The organism is Collinsella sp. OM08-14AT, assembly GCF_003438115.1.
Classification (GTDB): Bacteria; Actinomycetota; Coriobacteriia; order Coriobacteriales; family Coriobacteriaceae; genus Collinsella.
Genome location: NZ_QSTE01000003.1, coordinates 56951 through 75813 on the forward strand (window position 1 = coordinate 56951; position 18863 = coordinate 75813).

16 protein-coding genes are annotated in these 18863 nt (G+C 60.3%); 11 read left to right on the forward strand and 5 right to left on the reverse strand.

The window, feature by feature from the left end:
* Window positions 1-151: 151 nt before the first annotated feature.
* Window positions 152-589, reverse strand: a complete 438-nt coding sequence (locus DXC18_RS02880) for a universal stress protein (protein ID WP_006235921.1) — start codon at window positions 587-589, stop codon at window positions 152-154.
* A gap of 248 nt (window positions 590-837) precedes the next feature.
* Between DXC18_RS02880 and DXC18_RS02885 the strand changes: the two genes are divergently transcribed.
* A complete protein-coding gene (locus DXC18_RS02885; protein WP_117716268.1) occupies window positions 838-1815 on the forward strand; it encodes an undecaprenyl-diphosphate phosphatase in 978 nt (325 codons plus the stop codon).
* A 482-nt stretch (window positions 1816-2297) separates the two neighbouring features.
* Here DXC18_RS02885 and DXC18_RS02890 read toward each other — a convergent pair whose 3' ends face one another.
* Window positions 2298-3293, reverse strand: a complete 996-nt coding sequence (locus DXC18_RS02890; protein ID WP_117648344.1) for an NAD(P)-dependent oxidoreductase — start codon at window positions 3291-3293, stop codon at window positions 2298-2300.
* Between the two features lie 227 nt (window positions 3294-3520).
* On the opposite strand from DXC18_RS02890, the gene DXC18_RS02895 reads away from it, so the two are divergent.
* Window positions 3521-6424 (forward strand): ATP-dependent helicase, encoded by a 2904-nt coding sequence (locus tag DXC18_RS02895; protein ID WP_117716269.1) that lies wholly within the window; start codon window positions 3521-3523, stop codon window positions 6422-6424.
* 291 nt (window positions 6425-6715) lie between these two features.
* On the opposite strand, the gene manA is transcribed toward DXC18_RS02895, so the two are convergent.
* Both manA and DXC18_RS02905 read right to left on the reverse strand, forming a co-directional pair.
* On the reverse strand, window positions 6716-7648 hold the full coding sequence (manA, locus tag DXC18_RS02900) for a mannose-6-phosphate isomerase, class I (protein ID WP_369831831.1): 933 nt from the start codon (window positions 7646-7648) through the stop codon (window positions 6716-6718).
* Window positions 7649-7720: 72 nt separating this feature from the next.
* Window positions 7721-8440, reverse strand: coding sequence for a GntR family transcriptional regulator (locus tag DXC18_RS02905; protein ID WP_117637077.1), 720 nt, complete (start codon window positions 8438-8440; stop codon window positions 7721-7723).
* A gap of 302 nt (window positions 8441-8742) precedes the next feature.
* Here DXC18_RS02905 and DXC18_RS02910 point away from each other — a divergent pair, with 302 nt between their 5' ends.
* The 7 genes from DXC18_RS02910 to nhaA all read left to right on the forward strand — a co-directional run bounded on the left by DXC18_RS02910 (window position 8743) and on the right by nhaA (window position 16331).
* Window positions 8743-10143, forward strand: coding sequence for a glycoside hydrolase family 1 protein (locus DXC18_RS02910; protein ID WP_117716271.1), 1401 nt, complete (start codon window positions 8743-8745; stop codon window positions 10141-10143).
* A 120-nt stretch (window positions 10144-10263) separates the two neighbouring features.
* Window positions 10264-11607 (forward strand): PTS sugar transporter subunit IIC, encoded by a 1344-nt coding sequence (locus tag DXC18_RS02915; RefSeq protein ID WP_117716272.1) that lies wholly within the window; start codon window positions 10264-10266, stop codon window positions 11605-11607.
* A 168-nt stretch (window positions 11608-11775) separates the two neighbouring features.
* A complete protein-coding gene (locus tag DXC18_RS02920) occupies window positions 11776-12078 on the forward strand; it encodes a PTS sugar transporter subunit IIB (protein ID WP_117716273.1) in 303 nt (100 codons plus the stop codon).
* A 9-nt stretch (window positions 12079-12087) separates the two neighbouring features.
* Complete coding sequence (locus tag DXC18_RS02925; protein WP_199411192.1) at window positions 12088-12420, forward strand: PTS lactose/cellobiose transporter subunit IIA; 333 nt, start codon at window positions 12088-12090, stop codon at window positions 12418-12420.
* Between the two features lie 241 nt (window positions 12421-12661).
* Window positions 12662-13615, forward strand: coding sequence for an ROK family protein (locus DXC18_RS02930; protein WP_233508985.1), 954 nt, complete (start codon window positions 12662-12664; stop codon window positions 13613-13615).
* A 166-nt stretch (window positions 13616-13781) separates the two neighbouring features.
* Window positions 13782-14705 (forward strand): manganese-dependent inorganic pyrophosphatase, encoded by a 924-nt coding sequence (locus tag DXC18_RS02935; protein ID WP_006235927.1) that lies wholly within the window; start codon window positions 13782-13784, stop codon window positions 14703-14705.
* A gap of 267 nt (window positions 14706-14972) precedes the next feature.
* Complete coding sequence (nhaA, locus tag DXC18_RS02940) at window positions 14973-16331, forward strand: Na+/H+ antiporter NhaA (RefSeq protein ID WP_117716275.1); 1359 nt, start codon at window positions 14973-14975, stop codon at window positions 16329-16331.
* 373 nt (window positions 16332-16704) lie between these two features.
* On the opposite strand, the gene DXC18_RS02945 is transcribed toward nhaA, so the two are convergent.
* Window positions 16705-16959 carry a hypothetical protein gene (locus DXC18_RS02945; RefSeq protein WP_117583583.1) on the reverse strand — a complete coding sequence of 85 codons (255 nt, stop codon included), beginning with the start codon at window positions 16957-16959 and terminating at the stop codon, window positions 16705-16707.
* Between the two features lie 149 nt (window positions 16960-17108).
* On the opposite strand from DXC18_RS02945, the gene DXC18_RS02950 reads away from it, so the two are divergent.
* A complete protein-coding gene (locus DXC18_RS02950; protein ID WP_117583582.1) occupies window positions 17109-18413 on the forward strand; it encodes an aminotransferase class I/II-fold pyridoxal phosphate-dependent enzyme in 1305 nt (434 codons plus the stop codon).
* A gap of 66 nt (window positions 18414-18479) precedes the next feature.
* Window positions 18480-18794: an STAS domain-containing protein gene (locus DXC18_RS02955; protein ID WP_117583581.1), complete on the forward strand. Its 315-nt coding sequence runs from the start codon at window positions 18480-18482 to the stop codon at window positions 18792-18794.
* Window positions 18795-18863 lie beyond the last annotated feature (69 nt).

The following is an 18863-nucleotide window of genomic DNA, read 5'->3' on the forward strand; positions in this document are numbered from 1 at the left end:
CGCCATCTTTCTTATCAGCCAACACGCTGAAGTAAGGCTGCGAAGGCCGCGGGGCCGGGAGGGGTTTCCTAAGGGCACATCCCGCAGCCGCAACGCGGCGAGGACGTGCCCTTAGGAAACCCCGTAGGCCCCGCGGCCGGTGGGAGCAACGCTACTTCACGACCAGAATGTCGCAATCGGTATTGCGCAGCAGGAACGTCGAAATCGAGCCCAGGAGCGCATACTTGATCGAGGACAGGCCGCGTGCGCCGCAGAGCACCAGGTCGGGCTTAACCACGTCGAGCATCTCGTCCTTGAGCGTCTCGCGAATGCGGCCGGCGCGAATCATGACCTCGACCTCGGGAATGTCGGGATTGGCCTTGGCCTCCTCGAGCTGCTTGGCGATGGAGTTCTTAAATGCCTCCTCTAGGCCGTTGACCAGATCGACCGGATAGGAACCGGCGCTCTCGAGCGCCGTGGAATCGATAACGTGGCCGATGATTAGCTTGGCGCCGTTGTTCGCGGCGACCTTGATGGCGCGTGCGAGCACAAAATCCTGCTGTTCAGTACCGTCGAGTGAAACAAATACCTTGGTGTAGCCCTCGTTCATGGTTTCCTCCTTGGTCTATCGCACGGGCGCGGGGCTCGTGCATCGGGCGGGCGCGGGCGCGTTGGCCGCCGGACACTTTATCTTGTTGCAGTTATACCCAAGGATTTGGGTTTGACCGCTCGCAATTCTGTGAACGGGCGAGTTTTTTGGTAAGGGTAGGCGCAGGCGCGCCGCCAACGGTTGATAATGGGACATCGCCCGCACCGTCCGCAGAACAATATCGGCGGGTGTCTAACGAGGGGGTCCCTTTGGATATCATCGAGCTTTTAAAATCTGCCTTTATGGGCCTGGTCGAGGGCATCACCGAATGGCTGCCTGTTTCGTCGACCGGTCACATGATCTTGGTGGACGAGTTCGTCAAGATGAACGTGAGCGAGACGTTCTGGAATATGTTCCTGGTCGTGATTCAGCTTGGCGCCATTTTGGCCGTCTGCGTCCTGTTCTTCCATGAGCTCAATCCGTTCTCACCCAGCAAGGGCAAGGAGGGTCGTCGCGACACCTGGGTGTTGTGGGGCAAGATTGTGCTCGGCTGCATTCCCGCCGCGGCGATCGGTCTGCCGCTTAACGACTGGATGGAGGAGCATTTCTATAATGCTCCCGTCGTGGCGCTGGCACTCATTGTGTACGGTGTGCTGTTTATCGTGATTGAGAACTGGCGCGCGAGCAAGCGCGAGGAAATGGCCGTTGCCGGTTCGTTTGGTTCGCGTGCCGCGGCGTCGGGTGGACGTCCCGCTGGCGCACACTTTGCCGCGCCCGCTGCGGTTGCTGCTGCAGACGACGATGACGATAACCTGGACTTTGGTTCCATCGCTACGCTCGAGGACCTGAGCTGGAAGACCGCACTGGGTATCGGTTGCTTCCAGGTGCTCTCGCTGGTGCCGGGTACGTCGCGCTCTGGCTCCACCATCATCGGCGGCCTGCTGCTGGGCTGCACGCGCTCGGTGGCGTCTAAGTTCACGTTCTTCCTGGCCATTCCCGTTATGTTTGGCGCGAGTGCGCTCAAGCTGGTCAAGTACTTTATTAAGGGCGGCACGTTTGGCGCCAACGAGATTGCCATCCTGGGCGTGGGTTGCGTCGTCGCCTTTGCGGTGTCGCTCATTGCCATCAAGTGGCTTATGGGCTTCGTCCGCCGTCATGACTTTAAGTGCTTCGGCGTGTATCGCATTGTCCTGGGCATCGTAGTGCTTGCGTACTTCTTTGTCCTGGAGCCGATGCTCGGCCTCTAACTTAGTCGACGCTGCGCGGCGGTCAGGACGACAACTTGTCATTCAAAGGGGGTGGCATGACCAAAAGGTCTATGCCGCCCTCTTTGTCAAGGGGCTAGGTAAAAGGGGTCAGGTAATTTTGCACCAACTTGGTTCAGAATAGCCTGAAACCTTTTCATCAATCGCAGTGGGAGATGGTGATCTGGGCGAATGAGTCGACTGTCCTTCCTGGTCGCCAACAAAAATCGAGTTGTGCGGCCTCTCGGAGGTCTCTAGCTGACAAAAAACGCCATCTTGGTACCATCAGCATTCACAGTAGTGTTTGCTACTGTGAGTTATATGCGTAAATTCGCGAGAATATTCCCAAAATAGGACAAAGGCACTCAAGTTATTTCAGCAACCCTTGCGTGGAGCCAGTGGAAAAGGCCGCACAACTCGAAAAATGTTGGTGGCGGTTTGAGGATAATGCCGAATGCGGTAAAGGGACTGTCCCTTTGCCGCATTCAGGCCACGGTGTGCTGGGGCTTGCGGTTAAAGATGAGCTTGTCCACTACGGCCTGAAGCGACATATGACGGACGGTGTTGTAGGCCTCCTGCGTGCTGTAGGCGCAGTGGGGTGTGACGATGCAGCGCGGGTGGGCGATCAAGGCCTGGTTGGGCGCGGTCTCGTCGGCGAGCACGTCGAGCGCAGCGCCGCAAATGCCGCGTGTGCCACTGCTGGCAATACCCTCGTCCAGCGCGGCGACTAGGGCATTTTCGTCCACAATGGGTCCCCGGGCCGTGTTAATCAAAAATGCCGTTGGTTTCATACGCGCAAGTTCGCGCTTGCCAATTAGCGTTTCGGTCTCCGGAATCAACGGGCAATGAAGGCTGACGATATCGGAGGCCCCAAGCAATTCGTCGAGCGTTTGCGCTTTGATACAACCGGCGGCGGCAAGCTCTTCTGCGCTCTTGGTTGGCGCCCACACCAGCACCTTCATGCCGAGTGCCTGCGCGATAGGCACCACGGCACGCGCGATGCTGCCAAAAAAGACGAGCCCCAACGTGCGGCCCTGCGTGCGGTGCATGGTATACCCGCCCAGTGGATTCCAAACGCCAGTCCGCACGTCGCAGTTGAGAAACGTAACCTGTCTCATCAGGTCAAGCATCAAGGCAATAGTATGCTGAGCGACGTCTTCCGAGCAGTATCCGGGGCAGTTGGTGACGGTGATGCCGTGTGAGGCCAAGCGGTCGACAGCAACGTGGTTCACGCCGATGGACATATTCGAAACGATGCGTATCCCCACGGCGGCCATGTCGTCGGCACACGCATCGTCGATGGGACCGAACTCGCCGACAAAGCCCTCGCAGCCGACCAACTGCTCGGCGGTGGGGCAGACATTGGGCTTGTGCGCGCAGCCAACCAGATCAATTTGGTCGCCGCCTTCGATTGTGTCGAGCACCGCTTGACCAGCTTCGGTCGAGCCGTCGACCATGTAATAGAGCACCTTGTGTTTCACAACGGCCCTCCTGCGATGTGGGGTGGGTAGGAGCGGTAGATATTCTATCCCTCCGGTGGTGCAGATTAACCTGACCCCATTACACCAAATCCGCTGGGGCAGGCCTGACAGTGGCGGACGGAGTCGTGGTGTGATTTGCGTTGGTGTCCGCGCGGCTCGGTATACTGGTACGGCTCAAACTATGGCGCTGCCCGCAGGCGCGCCGTCCGTCAGATGAGGAGTCGCCCATGACCCAGCCCTTGCCCTGGGAAAAGAACACCACGGTACCAGTGCCTCCCGCGCCGGAACCCGTGCCGCTCGATGTATACGTCGCCCCCGCTGCGCCGGAGCCCGAACTCGTCCCGCTCGACATCTACGACGCTCCCGCGCCGGCTCCTGCGCCCGCAAAGCCGTTTGTCGACATCGACAGCCTTAATCCCGCCCAGCGCGAGGCGGTGCTCACCACCGAGGGTCCGTTGCTGGTCCTCGCCGGCGCCGGCTCGGGCAAGACCCGCGTTTTGACCTTCCGCATCGCACATATGCTCGGCGACCTGGGCGTTAAGCCTTGGCAGGTTCTTGCCATTACGTTTACCAACAAGGCCGCGGCAGAGATGCGCGAGCGTCTGGCGGCGCTCATTCCCAGCGGCACCCGCGGCATGTGGGTGTGCACGTTCCACGCCATGTGCGTGCGTATGCTGCGCGAGGACGCCGATCTGCTGGGCTACACCGGGCAGTTCACCATCTACGATGACGACGACTCAAAGCGCATGGTGCGCGATATTATGCAGGCGCTCGGCATCGAGCAAAAGCAGTTCCCCATCAACATGATCCGCAGCAAGATCAGCTCGGCCAAAAACGCCATGATCGGTCCCGAGGATATGCTCAAGTCCGCCGATAGCCCCAACGACAAAAAGGCCGCGCAGGTCTACTTGGAGCTGGAGCGCCGCCTGCGCGCCGCCAACGCGATGGACTTCGACGACCTGCTCGTACGCGCGCTCGAGCTGCTGCGCACCCGCCCCGAGGTGCTCGACAAGTACCAGGAGCGCTTCCGCTACATTAGCGTCGACGAGTATCAGGACACCAACCACGTCCAGTACGAGATCGCCAACCTGCTGGCCGCCAAGTACCAAAACCTCATGGTCGTAGGCGACGATGACCAGTCCATTTACAGCTGGCGTGGCGCCGACATCACCAACATCCTGGACTTTGAGAAGGACTTTAAAAACTGCAAGACCGTCAAGCTGGAGCAGAACTACCGCTCCACGGGTCATATCCTGAGCGCCGCCAACGCCGTGGTGCGTCACAACTCGCAACGCAAGGACAAGCGCCTGTTTACGGCCGAGGGCGACGGCGAGAAGATCCAGGCCTTCCAGGCAAGCGATGAGCGCGACGAGGGCCGCTGGATTGCCGGCGAGATCGAAAAGCTGCACTCCAAGGGCACGAGCTACGACGACATCGCTGTGTTCTATCGCACCAACGCCCAGTCGCGTATTCTCGAAGATATGTTCCTGCGCGCGGGCGTGCCCTACAAGATTGTGGGCGGCACGCGATTCTTCGACCGTGCCGAGATCCGCGACGTCATGGCCTACCTCAAGATGATCGTGAACCCGGCAGACGAGATGAGCGTCAAGCGCGTCATCAACACGCCGCGTCGCGGCATCGGCTCCACCTCGATCCAAAAGATCGAGCAGCTTGCGCGCGGCAACCGTTGCTCGTTCTTCCAGGCCTGCGAGATCGCAACAGCCGAGACGGGCATGTTTAGCGCGAAGGTGCGCAACGGCCTGTCGAGTTTTGTGGCGCTGGTGCGCGAGGGCCGCAGCATGGACGGCGAGCTCAAGGACGTCGTCGAGATGATTGTCGACAAGACGGGCCTGCTGCAGGCGTTCCGCGCCGAGGGCACCATGGAGTCCGAGAGCCGCGCCGAGAACATCCAGGAATTCCTGGGCGTCGCTGCCGAATTTGAGGAGACGCACGAGGATATCGAGGGTACGCTCGAGAGCCTAGAAGAGCTGCGCGCAGCCGGTGTTGCCGACGTGCCTGCCGGCGCCGAGCCCGAGCCCGTCGTGGTGAGCGCGCCCGCGCCCGAACCGGGGCCGTCTGCACCGGTATCCTCGTTTGAGGCGCTCGTCGGCGCGCGCGATGCCGCAGGTTCCAATCCGCTCGATAGCCTAGCCGTCCCGGCGCTCTCGCCGCAGGATGCCTTGGCCGCCGCCATCGCGGGCAACGCGTATGCCACGCCGACGGAGCTGCCGGCGGGCGCTGTGCATGCCGACGAGATCGAGCGTACCTACGGTCCGCTCACCTGTAAGGCGCTACCGGCACTCATGGAGTGGCTGGCCCTGCGCTCCGACTTGGATTCCCTGGCCGGCGAGACGCACGCCATTACCATGATGACCATCCACTCCGCCAAGGGCCTGGAGTTCCCGGCGGTGTTCGTGGCCGGCATGGAGGAGGGCATCTTCCCGCACGTGCACGACTTTGGCGGCAGCGATGACCCGGGTAAGCTCGAGGAGGAGCGCCGCTTGGCCTACGTCGCTATCACACGCGCCCGTAAGCGCCTGTTCTTGACCTATGCCGCTACGCGTCGCACCTACGGCTCGACCTCTGCCAACCCGCGCTCGCGCTTCCTCAACGAGATTCCGTTTGAGGACATCGAGTTTAGCGGTATCGGTTCTGCCGGTTTTGAGGGCACGGGCTGGGAGAAGCGCGGCGACCGTCATGGCACCTTTGGCTCGGGCATGGGCTCGGATATGTACGGCGGCAAGGTGTTTGGCTCTCATACGCGCTCGACGGGCGGTTCCGCCTCGCGTGGTGGATCGAGCTTCGACGATTTCTTTGGCGGCAGCAGCTACGGGACCGAGCGTCATCGCGGGGTCTCGCCCGACGCCGGCCGTGTTGCCTCGACCTTTGGTTCGGGTGCGCCGCGAGCCAAAAAGCCATCGTCCAAGGTGTCGCCGACGGTGGAACGCAAGGTCGATCGCGCCAGTGCATCGCAGGACTTTGCCGCGGGCGATACCGTGAGTCACAAGACCTTTGGCACGGGTACCGTGATCTCGGTCGCGGGAGACATGATTGAGGTTCAATTCGAAAAGACCGGCCAGACCAAAAAGCTGATGAAGGGCTTTGCACCGATCGTTAAGCTGAATGCCTAACTGCGAGGTTGACCGGGCGCTCCGGGGGCTTTGGTCGCCTGCTCGGACAGTCCTGCTCGCACGGAGAGCACATTAAGTGCTCTCCGGCTCGTGCGGAACTCGCGATCGACCAAAGCCCCCGACGCGCCCTCTTCCTTGTGGCGTTTTAGCCTGCAGCTTGCGAACGTCGCTTTGCTCGTTCGCTTTTTGGTCTGGAGAGCCGGGTGGGCTGATAGAAAAATAGATGTGAGTAGGGGCTCTCCCGTGCATGGACGGGGGAGCCCCTTGTTTCGTTTTGGTTGTTATTGCGACCTAGAGGTGGCTGACGATCAGTTCCATCTTGCCTTCGAGGTCAATGGAGCTAACGGTGCTGGGGGCTAGCAGGTGGCTTCCCTTGTGGACGGGGTCGCCGCAGACGGTGCCTTCGCCGTCGATGACTGACAGGCACATGAAGGGCCAGCGCTGGTCGAGGGTTTTGCTGCCGTCGACGCGAACGCGATCGACGGTGTAGCAGGGGTTGGACTCGAGCTCAGTCACGCCGTCGACCTCGGGCGCGGTCACGGTGCCGTCGGTCGGAGCCTGGACATCAAAATCGATGCAGTCGAGGCTCTGCTCAATGTGCAGAGGGCGCAGCTTGCCGTCGGTGCCGGGGCGGTCGTAGTCGTACAGGCGATAGGTCACATCGCTCGACTGCTGCGTCTCCAAAATGAGCGTGCCGGTCTTGATGGCGTGCACGGTACCGGAATCAATCTGGAAAAAGTCGCCCTTGTGGATCGGCAGCACGTTGAGCATGTCGTCCCAGCGGCCGTCCTTGATCATCAGTGCGGCCTCAGCGCGATCCTTAGCGCGTTGTCCGACGATGATCGTGGCGCCGGGCTCGCAGTCCAGCACATACCAGCACTCGGTCTTGCCCAGGCTGCCGTTCTCGTGCTTCGCAGCGTATTCGTCGTTGGGATGAATCTGGATTGAAAGGTCGTCCTTGGCGTCCAGAATCTTAATGAGCAGCGGGAACTCCTTGCCCTCGCAGTTGCCAAAGAGCTCACGGTGCTCGGCCCACAGCCATGACAGCGTGTGACCGGCGTACGGGCCCTCCGCGATCTGGCAGTCGCCGTTGGGGTGGGCCGAGATGGCCCAGCACTCACCGATGGGGCCCTCGGGAATGTCGTAACCAAATACGGTTTCGAGCTGGCGGCCGCCCCAGATCTTCTCGTGGAAGATCGGCGTCAGTTTAATCAAGTCGGACATGTGCATACTCCCATAAGGTTGTGCGGGTGCCGCGTAAGACAGCTCAAAACGAGCACCCACCGGATTACAAAACTAGGCCAGCGTTACGTTGTGCAGCTCAAAGCGGTCGCCTACGTTGTGCGAGATAGAATATTCAAACGCGGTGCCGCTATCCAAGAAGCCAATCTGGTTGAGTTCGAGCAGGGGAGAGCCGGGTTTGGTATCCAGGCGCTCAGCCTCTTCCTCAGTTGCCGCGACAGCGCGAATGGTGCGATGGAAGCTCGAAATCTTCAGCCCGCATTGCTCGCGGATAAAGCCGTAGACCGATCCGTACAGGTCCTTCTTTTTAAGGCCCGGGATCAGTTCGAGCGGCATATAGGTGTACTCGATGACGATGGGCTTCTCGTCGACCTGGCGCACGCGCACGATGTGATAGGCGAAGTCATCCTCGGCCATTCCCAGCTGGGTCGCAACCTCTGCCGGCGGATTGACGATCGAGAAATCGTAGACCACCGAGGTCACCTTTTCCCCGCGGTGCTCATACGAAAAGCCCTGGGCACGGTCGTTCTTGCCTTGAAAAAACACCTGGCCGGGAAGTCCCGCCGTGTCCTTGACGTAGGTGCCCGATCCGCGCCGGCTGGTAATAAGGCCTTCCTCGGTGATCTGCTCAATCGCTCGTTTGACGGTGATTTTGGAAACGCCATAGAGCTCACAGAACTCAACGACGGTGGGCAACTTATCGCCCGGTTTAAGTGCGCCGTCCTCGATGCTTCGACGGATATCTGCAGCTATCGCCTCGTATTTGGGAATCATGCAATCCTCCCTTCATATTTGCGTCGATATTTAGAAAGTATACCTACTTAGAAAGCATCCATATGGCTTTCATGAAAGAAGTTCGATAAAGAAAAATGAAAAAGACGCTTTACATAGAAAATTAGAGCGCTATAGTTACAGACAACAAGCGAGATGCATTGGCGTTTCCTTGTACTGTTTGGGGACGGCTTTGTTTTGGCGGGTTGGATATCGGTATGACCGGTGCGCGCCCGCGCCGGATAACCTGCCAAAGCAAACCCGTCTCCAACCGGAAGCTCTAGAACACGAAAGCGAGGACTTTGATGGCACAGTATCAGCTGCCCCGTGACTTCTTTTTTGGCGCTGCTATGTCCGGCCCGCAGACTGAGGGTCAGTGGAACCAGGGCGGCAAGCTCGAGAACCTGTGGGACACCTGGTCCATCCAGGATCTGGGTTCGTTCTACAACTGCGTTGGCTCTTATGCCGGCAATGACTTTATGGCCAAGTACCAGGAAGACTTTCGCATTTTGAAGGACTTGGGCCTGAATACCTATCGCACTTCCATCCAGTGGAGTCGTCTGCTCGATGCCGACGGCAACCTTAATGGGGAGGGCGCTGCATGGTATCACGAGCTGTTCCGCGCCTCTCGCGAGGCCGGCCTGGAGCCGTTTGTCAACTTGTACCACTTTGACATGCCCACCTACCTCTTTAACCGCGGCGGCTGGGAGAGCCGTGAGGTCGTCGAGGCTTACGCGCATTACGCCGACGTCGCCTTCCACGAGTTTGGCCAGGAGATTAAGTACTGGTTCACCTTTAACGAGCCCATCGTCGAGCCCGAGCAGCGCTATCAGGAGGGTGTGTGGTTCCCGCAGCTCCACGACTTCAACCGCGCCCGCACCGTGCAGTATCACATCTCGCTGGCGCACGCGCTGGCCGTGGCCAACTATCGTCGCGCCTATGACGAGGGCGCTATTCGCGCCGATGCCAAGATCGGCATGATCAACTGCTTTACCCCGGTCTACACCAAGGAGAACCCCAGCGAGGCAGACCTCGAGGCCGTGCGTATGACCAGCGGCATCAACAACCGCTGGTGGCTTGACCTCATTACCAAGGGCGAGCTCCCTGCCGACGTGCTCGAAAGCCTGGCCGAGGGCGGCGTTAAGCTCCCGTTCCGCGCCGGCGACCAAGAGATTCTTAAGCAGGGTGTTGTCGACTGGCTCGGCTGCAACTACTACCACCCCACGCGCGTTCAGGCGCCGGCGAGCAAGATTGACCAGTACGGCCTGCCGCACTTTGCCGACGAGTACGTGTGGCCCGACGCCGTTATGAACGAGAGCCGCGGCTGGGAGATCTACCCGCAGGGCCTCTACGACTTTGGCATGGACTGCGCCAAGAACTACCCCGATCTTGAGTGGTTCGTTTCCGAGAACGGCATCGGCATCATGGACGAATACAAGAACCGTGACGCCGAAGGAACCATCCAGGATGACTACCGCGTCGACTTTGTACGTCAACACCTGGAGTGGGTTGCCAAGGCAATTGCCGAGGGCGCCAAGTGCCGCGGATACCATTATTGGGCCGTCATCGATAACTGGTCTTGGGCGAACGCCTTTAAGAATCGCTATGGCTTTGTCGAGGTCGATTTGATGGATGGTTATAAGCGCCGTCTTAAGAAGTCGGCGGCCTGGCTCAAACAGGTCGCCACGACCCACGTGGTTGATTAGCGATCGGGCGAACGCCCAGACCGCGCGCCGCCGCGCGCAACACATGGCACATCTGGTGGCAGAGGGCGACAGACCACCGTGCGCATAGGAAAAGGCCGGATTTGAAAGTTAGGAGCAATCATGGCCAGTGACAACGGAAAGAGCTTCCTCGACAAGTTTGCCGAGGTCTCTGCGAAGGTGGGAAACCAGGTTCACCTGCGTTCCCTGCGTGACGCCTTCGCGACCATCACGCCGCTCTATATCCTTGCGGGTATCGCGGTTCTTATTAACAACGTCGTGTTCCCCCTGTTCCCGCTCGATGCGGCGGGCCTTGCCAATCTTCAGACGTGGGGTTCGGCAATTACGCTGGGCACCCTCAACGTCTCTGCCATTATCTTGGCCGGATTGATTGGCTACAGCCTCGCTAAGAACAAGCGTTTCGATAACCCGCTTGCTTGCGTGGTCGTCGCTATCTCTGCTTTCGTCATCATGATGCCGCAGCAGGTCACCGCCACGCTTGCCGCCACGAGCCCGCTGCTCACCGACAAGATCACCTCCGCCGAGGTCACGGGCGCCCTTTCGACTGCCAACACCGGCACCAACGGTCTGTTCTCGGCTATTATCATCGCCCTGCTTTCCGTCTCGCTCTTCATCAAGATTTCTGGCGTCGAGAAGCTCAAGGTTAAGCTGGGCGAGGGCGTGCCTCCCGCGGTCTCCAACTCCTTCAACGTCATGATCCCGATGCTGCTCAACCTCGCGATCTTCGCTCTTGCCGCAGCCCTGCTCGCCGTGTGCGCCGGCACCGATCTGTGCACCATCATCTCCACGTGCATCTCCAACCCGCTCAAGAGCATCATGAACGCCGGTCCGTGGGCTGTTATCCTCATCTACACCCTTGCTAACCTGCTGTTCTGCGTCGGTATTCACCAGTCCACCATCTCTGGCGCTACCGTCGAGCCGATCCTGACCATGCTCATCGTCGACAACATGGCTACCTTTGCCGCCGGTGGCACCATCCAGCCCGATCACTACATGAACATGCAGATCGTTAACAGCTTCGCCCTCATCGGCGGCTCGGGCTGCACCCTCATGCTTCTGCTCGACACGCTCCTGTTCTCCAAGAACAAGGCTTCCGAGACCGTTTCCAAGATGGCTATCCTGCCTGGTCTGTTCAACATCAACGAGCCGGTTATCTACGGTTACCCCATCGTGTACAACCTGCCGCTCATGATTCCGTTTGTCCTTCTTCCCGATCTGTTCATCGGCATCACCTATGGCCTTACCTGCGCAGGCATCATCAGCCCCTGCATCGCCCAGGTGCCCTGGACTATGCCTCCCGTCATCAATGCCCTGCTCGCTACGGGCTTTGACTGGCGCGCCGGCGTGTGGCAGGCTCTCGAGATTGTCATTGGCATGGCCGTCTACCTGCCCTTTATGAAGATTTCCGAGAAGGCAATCGCCAAGCAGGAGGCTCTCGCCGAGTAGAACGCCTAAACGTTCGCTTTCCCTTCCACCGTTGCGGGCACCGGTACGCGGTGCCGGTGCCCGCGGCTCTCTCCCTTGTGTAAAGATGCAGGGGGGGGGGGGGCACAATAGCCGCAAGGAATAAAACCAGTCGTCGTCTGCGCGCCGCGCAGTTATAAGGAGGAAACCATGAAGAAGATCATGCTCTGCTGCAATGCCGGTATGTCCACGAGCCTGCTGGTCCAGAAGATGCAGGCCGAGGTTGCAAACCGTGGTCTGGATATTGAGGTCGAGGCTCGTCCCATGAACGAGGCCCACGATCACCTGGGCGAGTGCGACATGTTGCTGCTTGGTCCGCAGATCGGCTACACCAAGGGCGATTTTGAGAAGGAGGCCGCCGGTCGTTTCCCGGTCGAGGTCATCAACATGGTCGACTACGGCCGCATGAACGCTGCCGGCATCATCGACCACTGCGTCAGCGTGATGGGCTAGGTGCTCCGCATGGAGGATATGAACGAACTGCAGATGACCTGCTTTGAGATCATCAGCTACGTCGGTACCGCCAAGAGCATGTACATCAATGCCGTGCAAAAGGCCAAGGAGGGCGATTTTGACGCCGCCGAGGAGCTTATCAAGCAGGGCGACGAGGCCTATAACGGTGGCCACGATGTTCACATGGGGCTTCTGAAGAAGGAGGCCAACGGCGAGCGTAACGGTGAGGCTCCGTTGATTCTGCTGCATGCCGAGGACCAGATGGCCGGCACCGAGACCATGCGCGTCATGGCGACGGAGCTCATCGAAATCCACAAGCAGCTGCAGGCACTTAAGGCCTAGTCGGCGTTATCGCCGCGAAGGACCGTGCGGTCCGACAGACAACATAGTCCCTTTGACGGGCGCCGGGAGTCTCCGCCTCCCGGCGCCTTTATTTTTGGGGATGGTCTTGCGCGGTCTGTTGAGCGGCCATTTGCGTTTCCCCAGATAAAACCTGCCAAAACAAACCTGTCCCTTTTTGGTGGGTTTTTGCCTTGGGAGCGGTACCATACTGGCAATGTTTAAACGAGAAAGGTGGGCTCCCATGGAACCTAAGCAGTACTACATCGGCATTGACGTCGGCGGCACTTCGGTCAAGGAGGGTCTGTTCGACGAGGACGGCAACCTGCTGGCCAAGGCCAGCGTGCCTACGCCTCCTATCGTTGACGCCGCGGGCTTTGCCGCGGTGACCGAGGCTATCGACCAGGTGGTCGCCAAGGCTCAGATTCCGCGTGCCTTTGTGGCGGGCATTGGTCTGGCCGTTCCGTGCCCCATCCCGGCATCGGGCGATGCCAAGGTCAAGGCCAACATTGCCATTAACCTGCCCGAGCTGAGAGTCGCCATTCAGGAGCACTGCCCCGACGCGGTCGTTAAGTACGAGAACGATGCCAACGCCGCTGCCATGGGCGAGGCCTGGCTCGGCTCTGCCAAGGGCGTGCAGAACGTGGTGATGGTCACCATCGGTACCGGCGTGGGCGGCGGCGTTATCGTTAACGGCGACGTGGTATCGGGTGTTGTGGGCGCCGGCGGCGAGATTGGCCACATGTGCCTGAACCCGGCCGAGGAGCGCACCTGTGGCTGTGGCGGCCATGGCCACCTGGAGCAGTATTCCAGCGCCACCGGCGTGGTGAGCAACTACCTTGCCGAGTGCAAGAAGGCGGGCGTCGAGCCCATCGAGCTCACCGGCCCCTCCGATTCCAAGGACGTGTTCCAGGCCTGCCGCGAGGGTGACAAGCTCGCGCTTGCCGCGGCCGATACCATGGCCGACTATCTCGGCCGCGCACTGGCGCTTATTGCCAACGTGGTTGATCCCGAGATGTTCCTCATCGGCGGCGGCGCCTCCGCCTCGGCCGATGTCTACCTCGACAAGGTTCGCGAGCACTTTAAGCAGTACGCGCTTTCCGCCTCGCGCGAGACACCCATCAATGTCGCTTCGCTCGGAAACGACGCCGGCATCATCGGTGCCGCCTACGTAGCCCTGCGCGCCGCCGGTAAATAGCTGGTGCAAGGGGGACAGGTTACTTTGCACCAACATGGTGCAAAAGGGACAGCCTTGGCCCCCGTGCCTGCCCCAATTTGTGCCGCGGCCCTTCCATCTCATAGGGTTCGGCGTCAGCGTGCTACCATAGCTACGTCCAAGTACACATATCAAGTGGAGGATATCCATGGCAAACGTTCTTGTCTTTGGTCACCAGAACCCCGATAACGACGCCATCATGAGCGCCGTCGTCCTGTCCCAGCTGCTCAACCAGGTTGAGTATGCCGGCAACACCTACGAGGCCTGCGCCCTTGGTCAGCTTCCGGCCGAGTCCGCCAAGCTGCTCGCCGACGCCGGCATCGCCGAGCCCCGCGTGATCGAGTCCGTCGAGGCCGGTCAGCTCGTCGTCCTCACCGACCACAACGAGTCCGCCCAGTCCGTCGCCGGCCTTAAGGACGCCACGGTCTTTGGCGTTGTCGACCATCACCGCATCGGCGACTTCGAGACCGCCGGCCCGCTGCACTACATCTGCCTACCCTGGGGTTCCAGCTGCACCATCGTCACCAAGCTCGCCGGCGTGCTCGGCGTTGAGCTTTCCGATGTCCAGGCCAAGCTGCTGCTCTCGGCCATGATGACCGATACGCTCATGCTCAAGAGCCCCACCACCACCGATGTCGACCGCGCCGTCGCCGCCAAGCTCGGCGAGCAGGTGGGCGTCGACCCGGTCAAGTTTGGCATGGAGGTCTTCCTCACTCGTCCGTCCGGCTCCTTCACCGCAGCCGAGATGGTCGGCAACGACATCAAGATGTTCGAGCCTGCCGGCAAGAAGCTGCTCATCGGCCAGTACGAGACCGTCGACAAGAGCCGTGCGCTTGGCATGATTGACGAGATCCGCGAGGCCATGCGCGCCTACGCCGCCGAGAAGGGTGCTGACGGCATCGTCCTGTGCATCACTGACATCATGGAGGAGGGCTCGCAGGTCCTGCTCGAGGGCGAGACTGAGGCCGCTCAGAAGGGCCTGGGCATTGCCGACGAGCACGACGGCGTCTGGATGCCGGGTGTCCTCTCCCGTAAGAAGCAGGTCGCTGCCCCCATCATGGCCGCCTGCTAGGTTTAGTTGACCAAACGCTACGACCGGATCGCGGACGCCCCGCGCTCCGGTCGTTTTTTGTGCACGGTGCCGCGTCGTCTTTTGGACAGGCGTGCCCGTGCCGTTGAACAAATAATGTTCAACCTGTGGTTCCGCTTTTCGGCCATGCCTGCGTGCTTGTCGTGCAGGGTAGGCTAGATGCAAGCGTAATACGTTAGAGCGCGGCGCCGCCACTTGGGCTGGCCGTGCTTTTTTAAGACGGGAGCTTTCCCGTGAAAGGAGCCGCCCATGGCAGCAACTGAGCAGCTGTTCAACGTTCGTGAGCGCAAGCGTTTTGAGCGCCACGACATTTGGGAGCGCATCGCCGAGAACGGCACGATTTCCGCCGCCGTCATGGTCTTCGCCGCCATCGCCGCCGTCATTTGCGCCAATACCGATGCCTACGAGGCCATCCATCACTTTTTGGAGACCCCGCTGTATGTGGGTCTGGGCAACCTTACGGCCGGTCTCACCGTCGAGCTATTCGTCAACGACTTCCTCATGGCGATTTTCTTTTTGCTGGTGGGCATTGAGCTCAAGTATGAGATGACGGTCGGCGAGCTCAAAAACCCGCGCCAGGCTATGCTTCCCATGCTGGCGGCCGTGGGCGGCGTCGTCGTTCCCGCCTGCATCTATCTGATCTTTAACCATGCCGGCGCGCACAACGGCTGGGCCATTCCCATGGCAACCGATATTGCCTTTGCGCTGGGCGTGCTGTCGCTTTTGGGCAATCGCGTGCCCAACGGCGTGCGAGTGTTCTTCTCGACGCTCGCCATCGCCGACGACCTCATCTCCATCGCCGCCATCGCCATCTTCTACGGTCAGAGCCCCAATCCGTTTTGGTTGGGCGCCGCCGCGCTTGTGACCTGCGCGCTCGTGTGGCTCAACAAGACGCAGCATTACCGCCTTGCCCCGTATTCGGTACTGGGTCTGCTGTTGTGGTTCTGCATGTTCAAGAGCGGCGTACATGCTACGCTTGCTGGCGTCATCTTGGCCTTTACCATCCCGGCCAAGTGCGGCGTCAAGCTCGATAGCCTTACCGGCTGGCTGGGCGAATGCCTACCGTTGCTCGATGACCGCTACGACGACGAGGCGCACATCCTGGGCCAGCACGACTTTACCGTCTCGACCACCAAAGTCGAGCGCGTCATGCACCGCGTGACCCCGCCGCTCATCCGCATGGAGCGCCTGATCTCCACGCCGGTCAACTTTGTGATCCTGCCGATCTTTGCGTTTGTCAACGCACAGGTTCGCCTGGTGGGCGTGGACATGAGCACGCTGCTCACCGACCCGGTGACGCTCGGCGTGTACTTTGGCATGCTGCTGGGCAAGCCGATCGGCATCTTTGGCATGACGTTTGCTCTGGTTAAGCTCAAGGCTTGCCAGTTGCCGCGCAACGTCAACTGGCACATGATTGCCGGTGTGGGCATTCTGGGCGGCATCGGCTTTACCATGTCGATTCTCATCAGCGGCCTTGCCTTCCCGACGGCCCAGTTTGAGGTTCTGGCCGCCAAAGCCGCTATTCTCGCCGGCTCTGTCACCGCGGCCGTACTTGGCATGATCTACATGAGCGTGGTCTGCAAGCATCCCTCGCCCAAAGACGAGTAAGAGCGCGAAAACCGGCTCCAGAACCGATTCGGGCGCGTTCAAAATGCGGATTCGGGCGGTGCTTGCCGCCTGCCAGACACGCCAGTGGTCAAAAAACGCCGTTTGTGAGTACTGTCACAAACGGCGTATCATTTTAGGTGTGGAAAATAATGAACAAAGTTATAAGAACTGTACGTTAATGAGTGACCATCGACTTCCAATTTGGCGCTAGCTGACGGTGATTAGGAAGTTTCAAGTCGAGTTTTGCCGATTTCGACCAAGAATCGCTGCTACTAAAAAGGTAACAGTACTCATATTTGCCCTTTTTTGGCCACAAGCCCTAAAACAAGCCTCGCCAAGGTCGGGAAGCGGGCCAAATCGCCGGCCTCGAGGCTTATTCCACCGTTCCGTAGACGGCGCCCCAGCCGTGGGCGGCCAAGGCGGAGTTGAGCTGGTCGCAAAGTGACTGGCGGTCGTAGTAGCCGGGCGGCAAAAGGTTCACGATTTCCATGAGGTCGGGTGCCAAGTCGACGATTTCGGCCTGCACGATTAGGTCAAGCCGGTCGATGGCGTGGCGGTCGTAAAACAGTCCGTCGACCAGGCGCTGCAGGTCACCGAATTCCTCGGCCTGGAACAATCCGTACTCCATAGTGCCTCCTTGGGCGCCCCACGCCGGCATGCGCGGCGATTCGTAATTTATTGCGATGGACTTAATCTATCACGGCTTCATAACGTTGCGGCGGTGGCGGTCTATACTTAGACGAACTGCAACGTCCCGCTTCGCGAAAGGTCGCACCCATGCAGACGATCTACCAGAAGATGGAAACCACCGAACTCGATGCCGCCATCGAGGCGCTCAAGGCCGAGGTCGCCGAGGTCAAGGCCAAGGGTCTGGCGCTCGATATGGCCCGCGGCAAGCCGTCGCCCTCCCAGGTGGACATCTCGCGCCCCATGCTCGATATCCTCAACGCCGATGCCGATCTGCACGACGGCAGCGTCGACTGCTCCAACTACGGCTGCTTCGAGGGTATTCCTTCGGCACGCAAGTTGGCAGGGGAGTTCCTGGGCTGCCCCGCCGAGCAGACGCTCGTGCTGGGTTCGTCGAGCCTTTTGATCGAGCATGACATCGCCGGCATGTTCTGGCGCTGTGGCTCGTGCGGCAGCGAGCCCTGGGACGCCTACGAGGCCGCGCACGACGGCAAGAAGGTCAAGTTCCTGTGCCCCGTTCCCGGCTACGATCGCCACTTTGGCATCACCGCCGACTTGGGCATCGAGAACGTCCCCGTCGCGATGACCGACAACGGCCCCGACATGGCCGAGGTTGAGCGCCTGGTTGCCACCGACGACTCCATCAAGGGCATCTGGTGCGTGCCCAAGTATTCCAACCCCACGGGCATCACATTTAGCGAGGACACCGTGCGTCGCCTGGTCGAGATGCCCACGGCCGCGCCCGATTTCCGCATCTTCTGGGACAACGCCTACTGCGTGCACGACCTGTACGACGAGACCGACGAGCTCGCCAACATCTTCGATCTTGCCCGCGCGGCGGGCACCGAGGACCGCGTGGTGGCCTTTGCCTCGACGTCCAAGATCACCTTCCCGGGTGCCGGCATCGGCTTTATCGGTGCGAGCCCCGCGGTCATCGCCGAGTTCTCCAAGCGCCTCAAGGCCGGCCTGATCAGCGCCGACAAACTCAACCAGCTGCGTCACGTGCGTTTCCTCCCCACCATCGAGGCGGTCAAGGAGCACATGAAAAAGCATGCCGAGTTCCTGCGCCCGCGCTTTGAGTCCGTCGAGCGCAAGCTCACCGAGGGCTTGGGCGACACGGGTTGTGCCACCTGGACGCATCCCCGCGGCGGCTACTTTGTGAGCTTCGATGGTCCCGAGGGCTCGGCCCAGAAGGTCGCCGCGCTTTGCGCCGACCTGGGCGTCAAGCTCACGCCGGCAGGTGCTACCTGGCCCTATGGCAAGGACCCGCGCGACACCAACATCCGCATCGCGCCGAGCTATCCCACGGTCGAGGACCTGGAGGCCGCGCTCGATGTGCTGGTGCTGGCCGTCAAGCTCGTCGCTGCCGAGCTTGCGCGTGCCGAGCGCGCCTAGCGCGTATTGCCCCGCAAGTACGCACCCATTACTATCAGCACTTTCGATTCGCAAAGGAGCGTTTACATGGATTTGGGTATTTCCACCAACCCCACGCCGGAGCTCTACACCATTAAGGTAACCGGCGAGATCGATATCTCTAACGCCGACAGTCTGCGTAATGCCATCGACTTGGCGCTCGAGCAGCCCACCGAGGCCGTTGAGCTCGACTTTGCCCAGGTGAGCTATATCGACTCGACGGGCATTGGCGTTCTTGTGGGCGCCGCGCACCACGCAGCCGATCATGGTAAGCGCTTTAGCTGCGCCAACGTGCAGCCTGCGGTGATGCGCGTGGTTCAGCTGCTGGGCGTGGACCAGGAGATCTCGATCACGGCGGCATAGGCCCCGCCCCAAAAGGGGTGTGCCGTTTGGCATATGTTTGTGATGCGCTCGGACGTTTTGGCGTCCGGG

Coding starts and splice junctions, on each gene's coding strand:
- DXC18_RS02880 (WP_006235921.1), bottom strand. CDS start 589: ATGAACGAGGGCTACACCAAGGTATTTGTTTCACTCGACGGTACTGAA.
- DXC18_RS02895 (WP_117716269.1), top strand. CDS start 3,521: ATGACCCAGCCCTTGCCCTGGGAAAAGAACACCACGGTACCAGTGCCT.
- manA (WP_369831831.1), bottom strand. CDS start 7,648: ATGTCCGACTTGATTAAACTGACGCCGATCTTCCACGAGAAGATCTGG.
- DXC18_RS02905 (WP_117637077.1), bottom strand. CDS start 8,440: ATGATTCCCAAATACGAGGCGATAGCTGCAGATATCCGTCGAAGCATC.
- DXC18_RS02910 (WP_117716271.1), top strand. CDS start 8,743: ATGGCACAGTATCAGCTGCCCCGTGACTTCTTTTTTGGCGCTGCTATG.
- DXC18_RS02915 (WP_117716272.1), top strand. CDS start 10,264: ATGGCCAGTGACAACGGAAAGAGCTTCCTCGACAAGTTTGCCGAGGTC.
- DXC18_RS02920 (WP_117716273.1), top strand. CDS start 11,776: ATGAAGAAGATCATGCTCTGCTGCAATGCCGGTATGTCCACGAGCCTG.
- DXC18_RS02925 (WP_199411192.1), top strand. CDS start 12,088: ATGGAGGATATGAACGAACTGCAGATGACCTGCTTTGAGATCATCAGC.
- DXC18_RS02930 (WP_233508985.1), top strand. CDS start 12,662: ATGGAACCTAAGCAGTACTACATCGGCATTGACGTCGGCGGCACTTCG.
- DXC18_RS02935 (WP_006235927.1), top strand. CDS start 13,782: ATGGCAAACGTTCTTGTCTTTGGTCACCAGAACCCCGATAACGACGCC.
- nhaA (WP_117716275.1), top strand. CDS start 14,973: ATGGCAGCAACTGAGCAGCTGTTCAACGTTCGTGAGCGCAAGCGTTTT.
- DXC18_RS02945 (WP_117583583.1), bottom strand. CDS start 16,959: ATGGAGTACGGATTGTTCCAGGCCGAGGAATTCGGTGACCTGCAGCGC.
- DXC18_RS02950 (WP_117583582.1), top strand. CDS start 17,109: ATGCAGACGATCTACCAGAAGATGGAAACCACCGAACTCGATGCCGCC.
- DXC18_RS02955 (WP_117583581.1), top strand. CDS start 18,480: ATGGATTTGGGTATTTCCACCAACCCCACGCCGGAGCTCTACACCATT.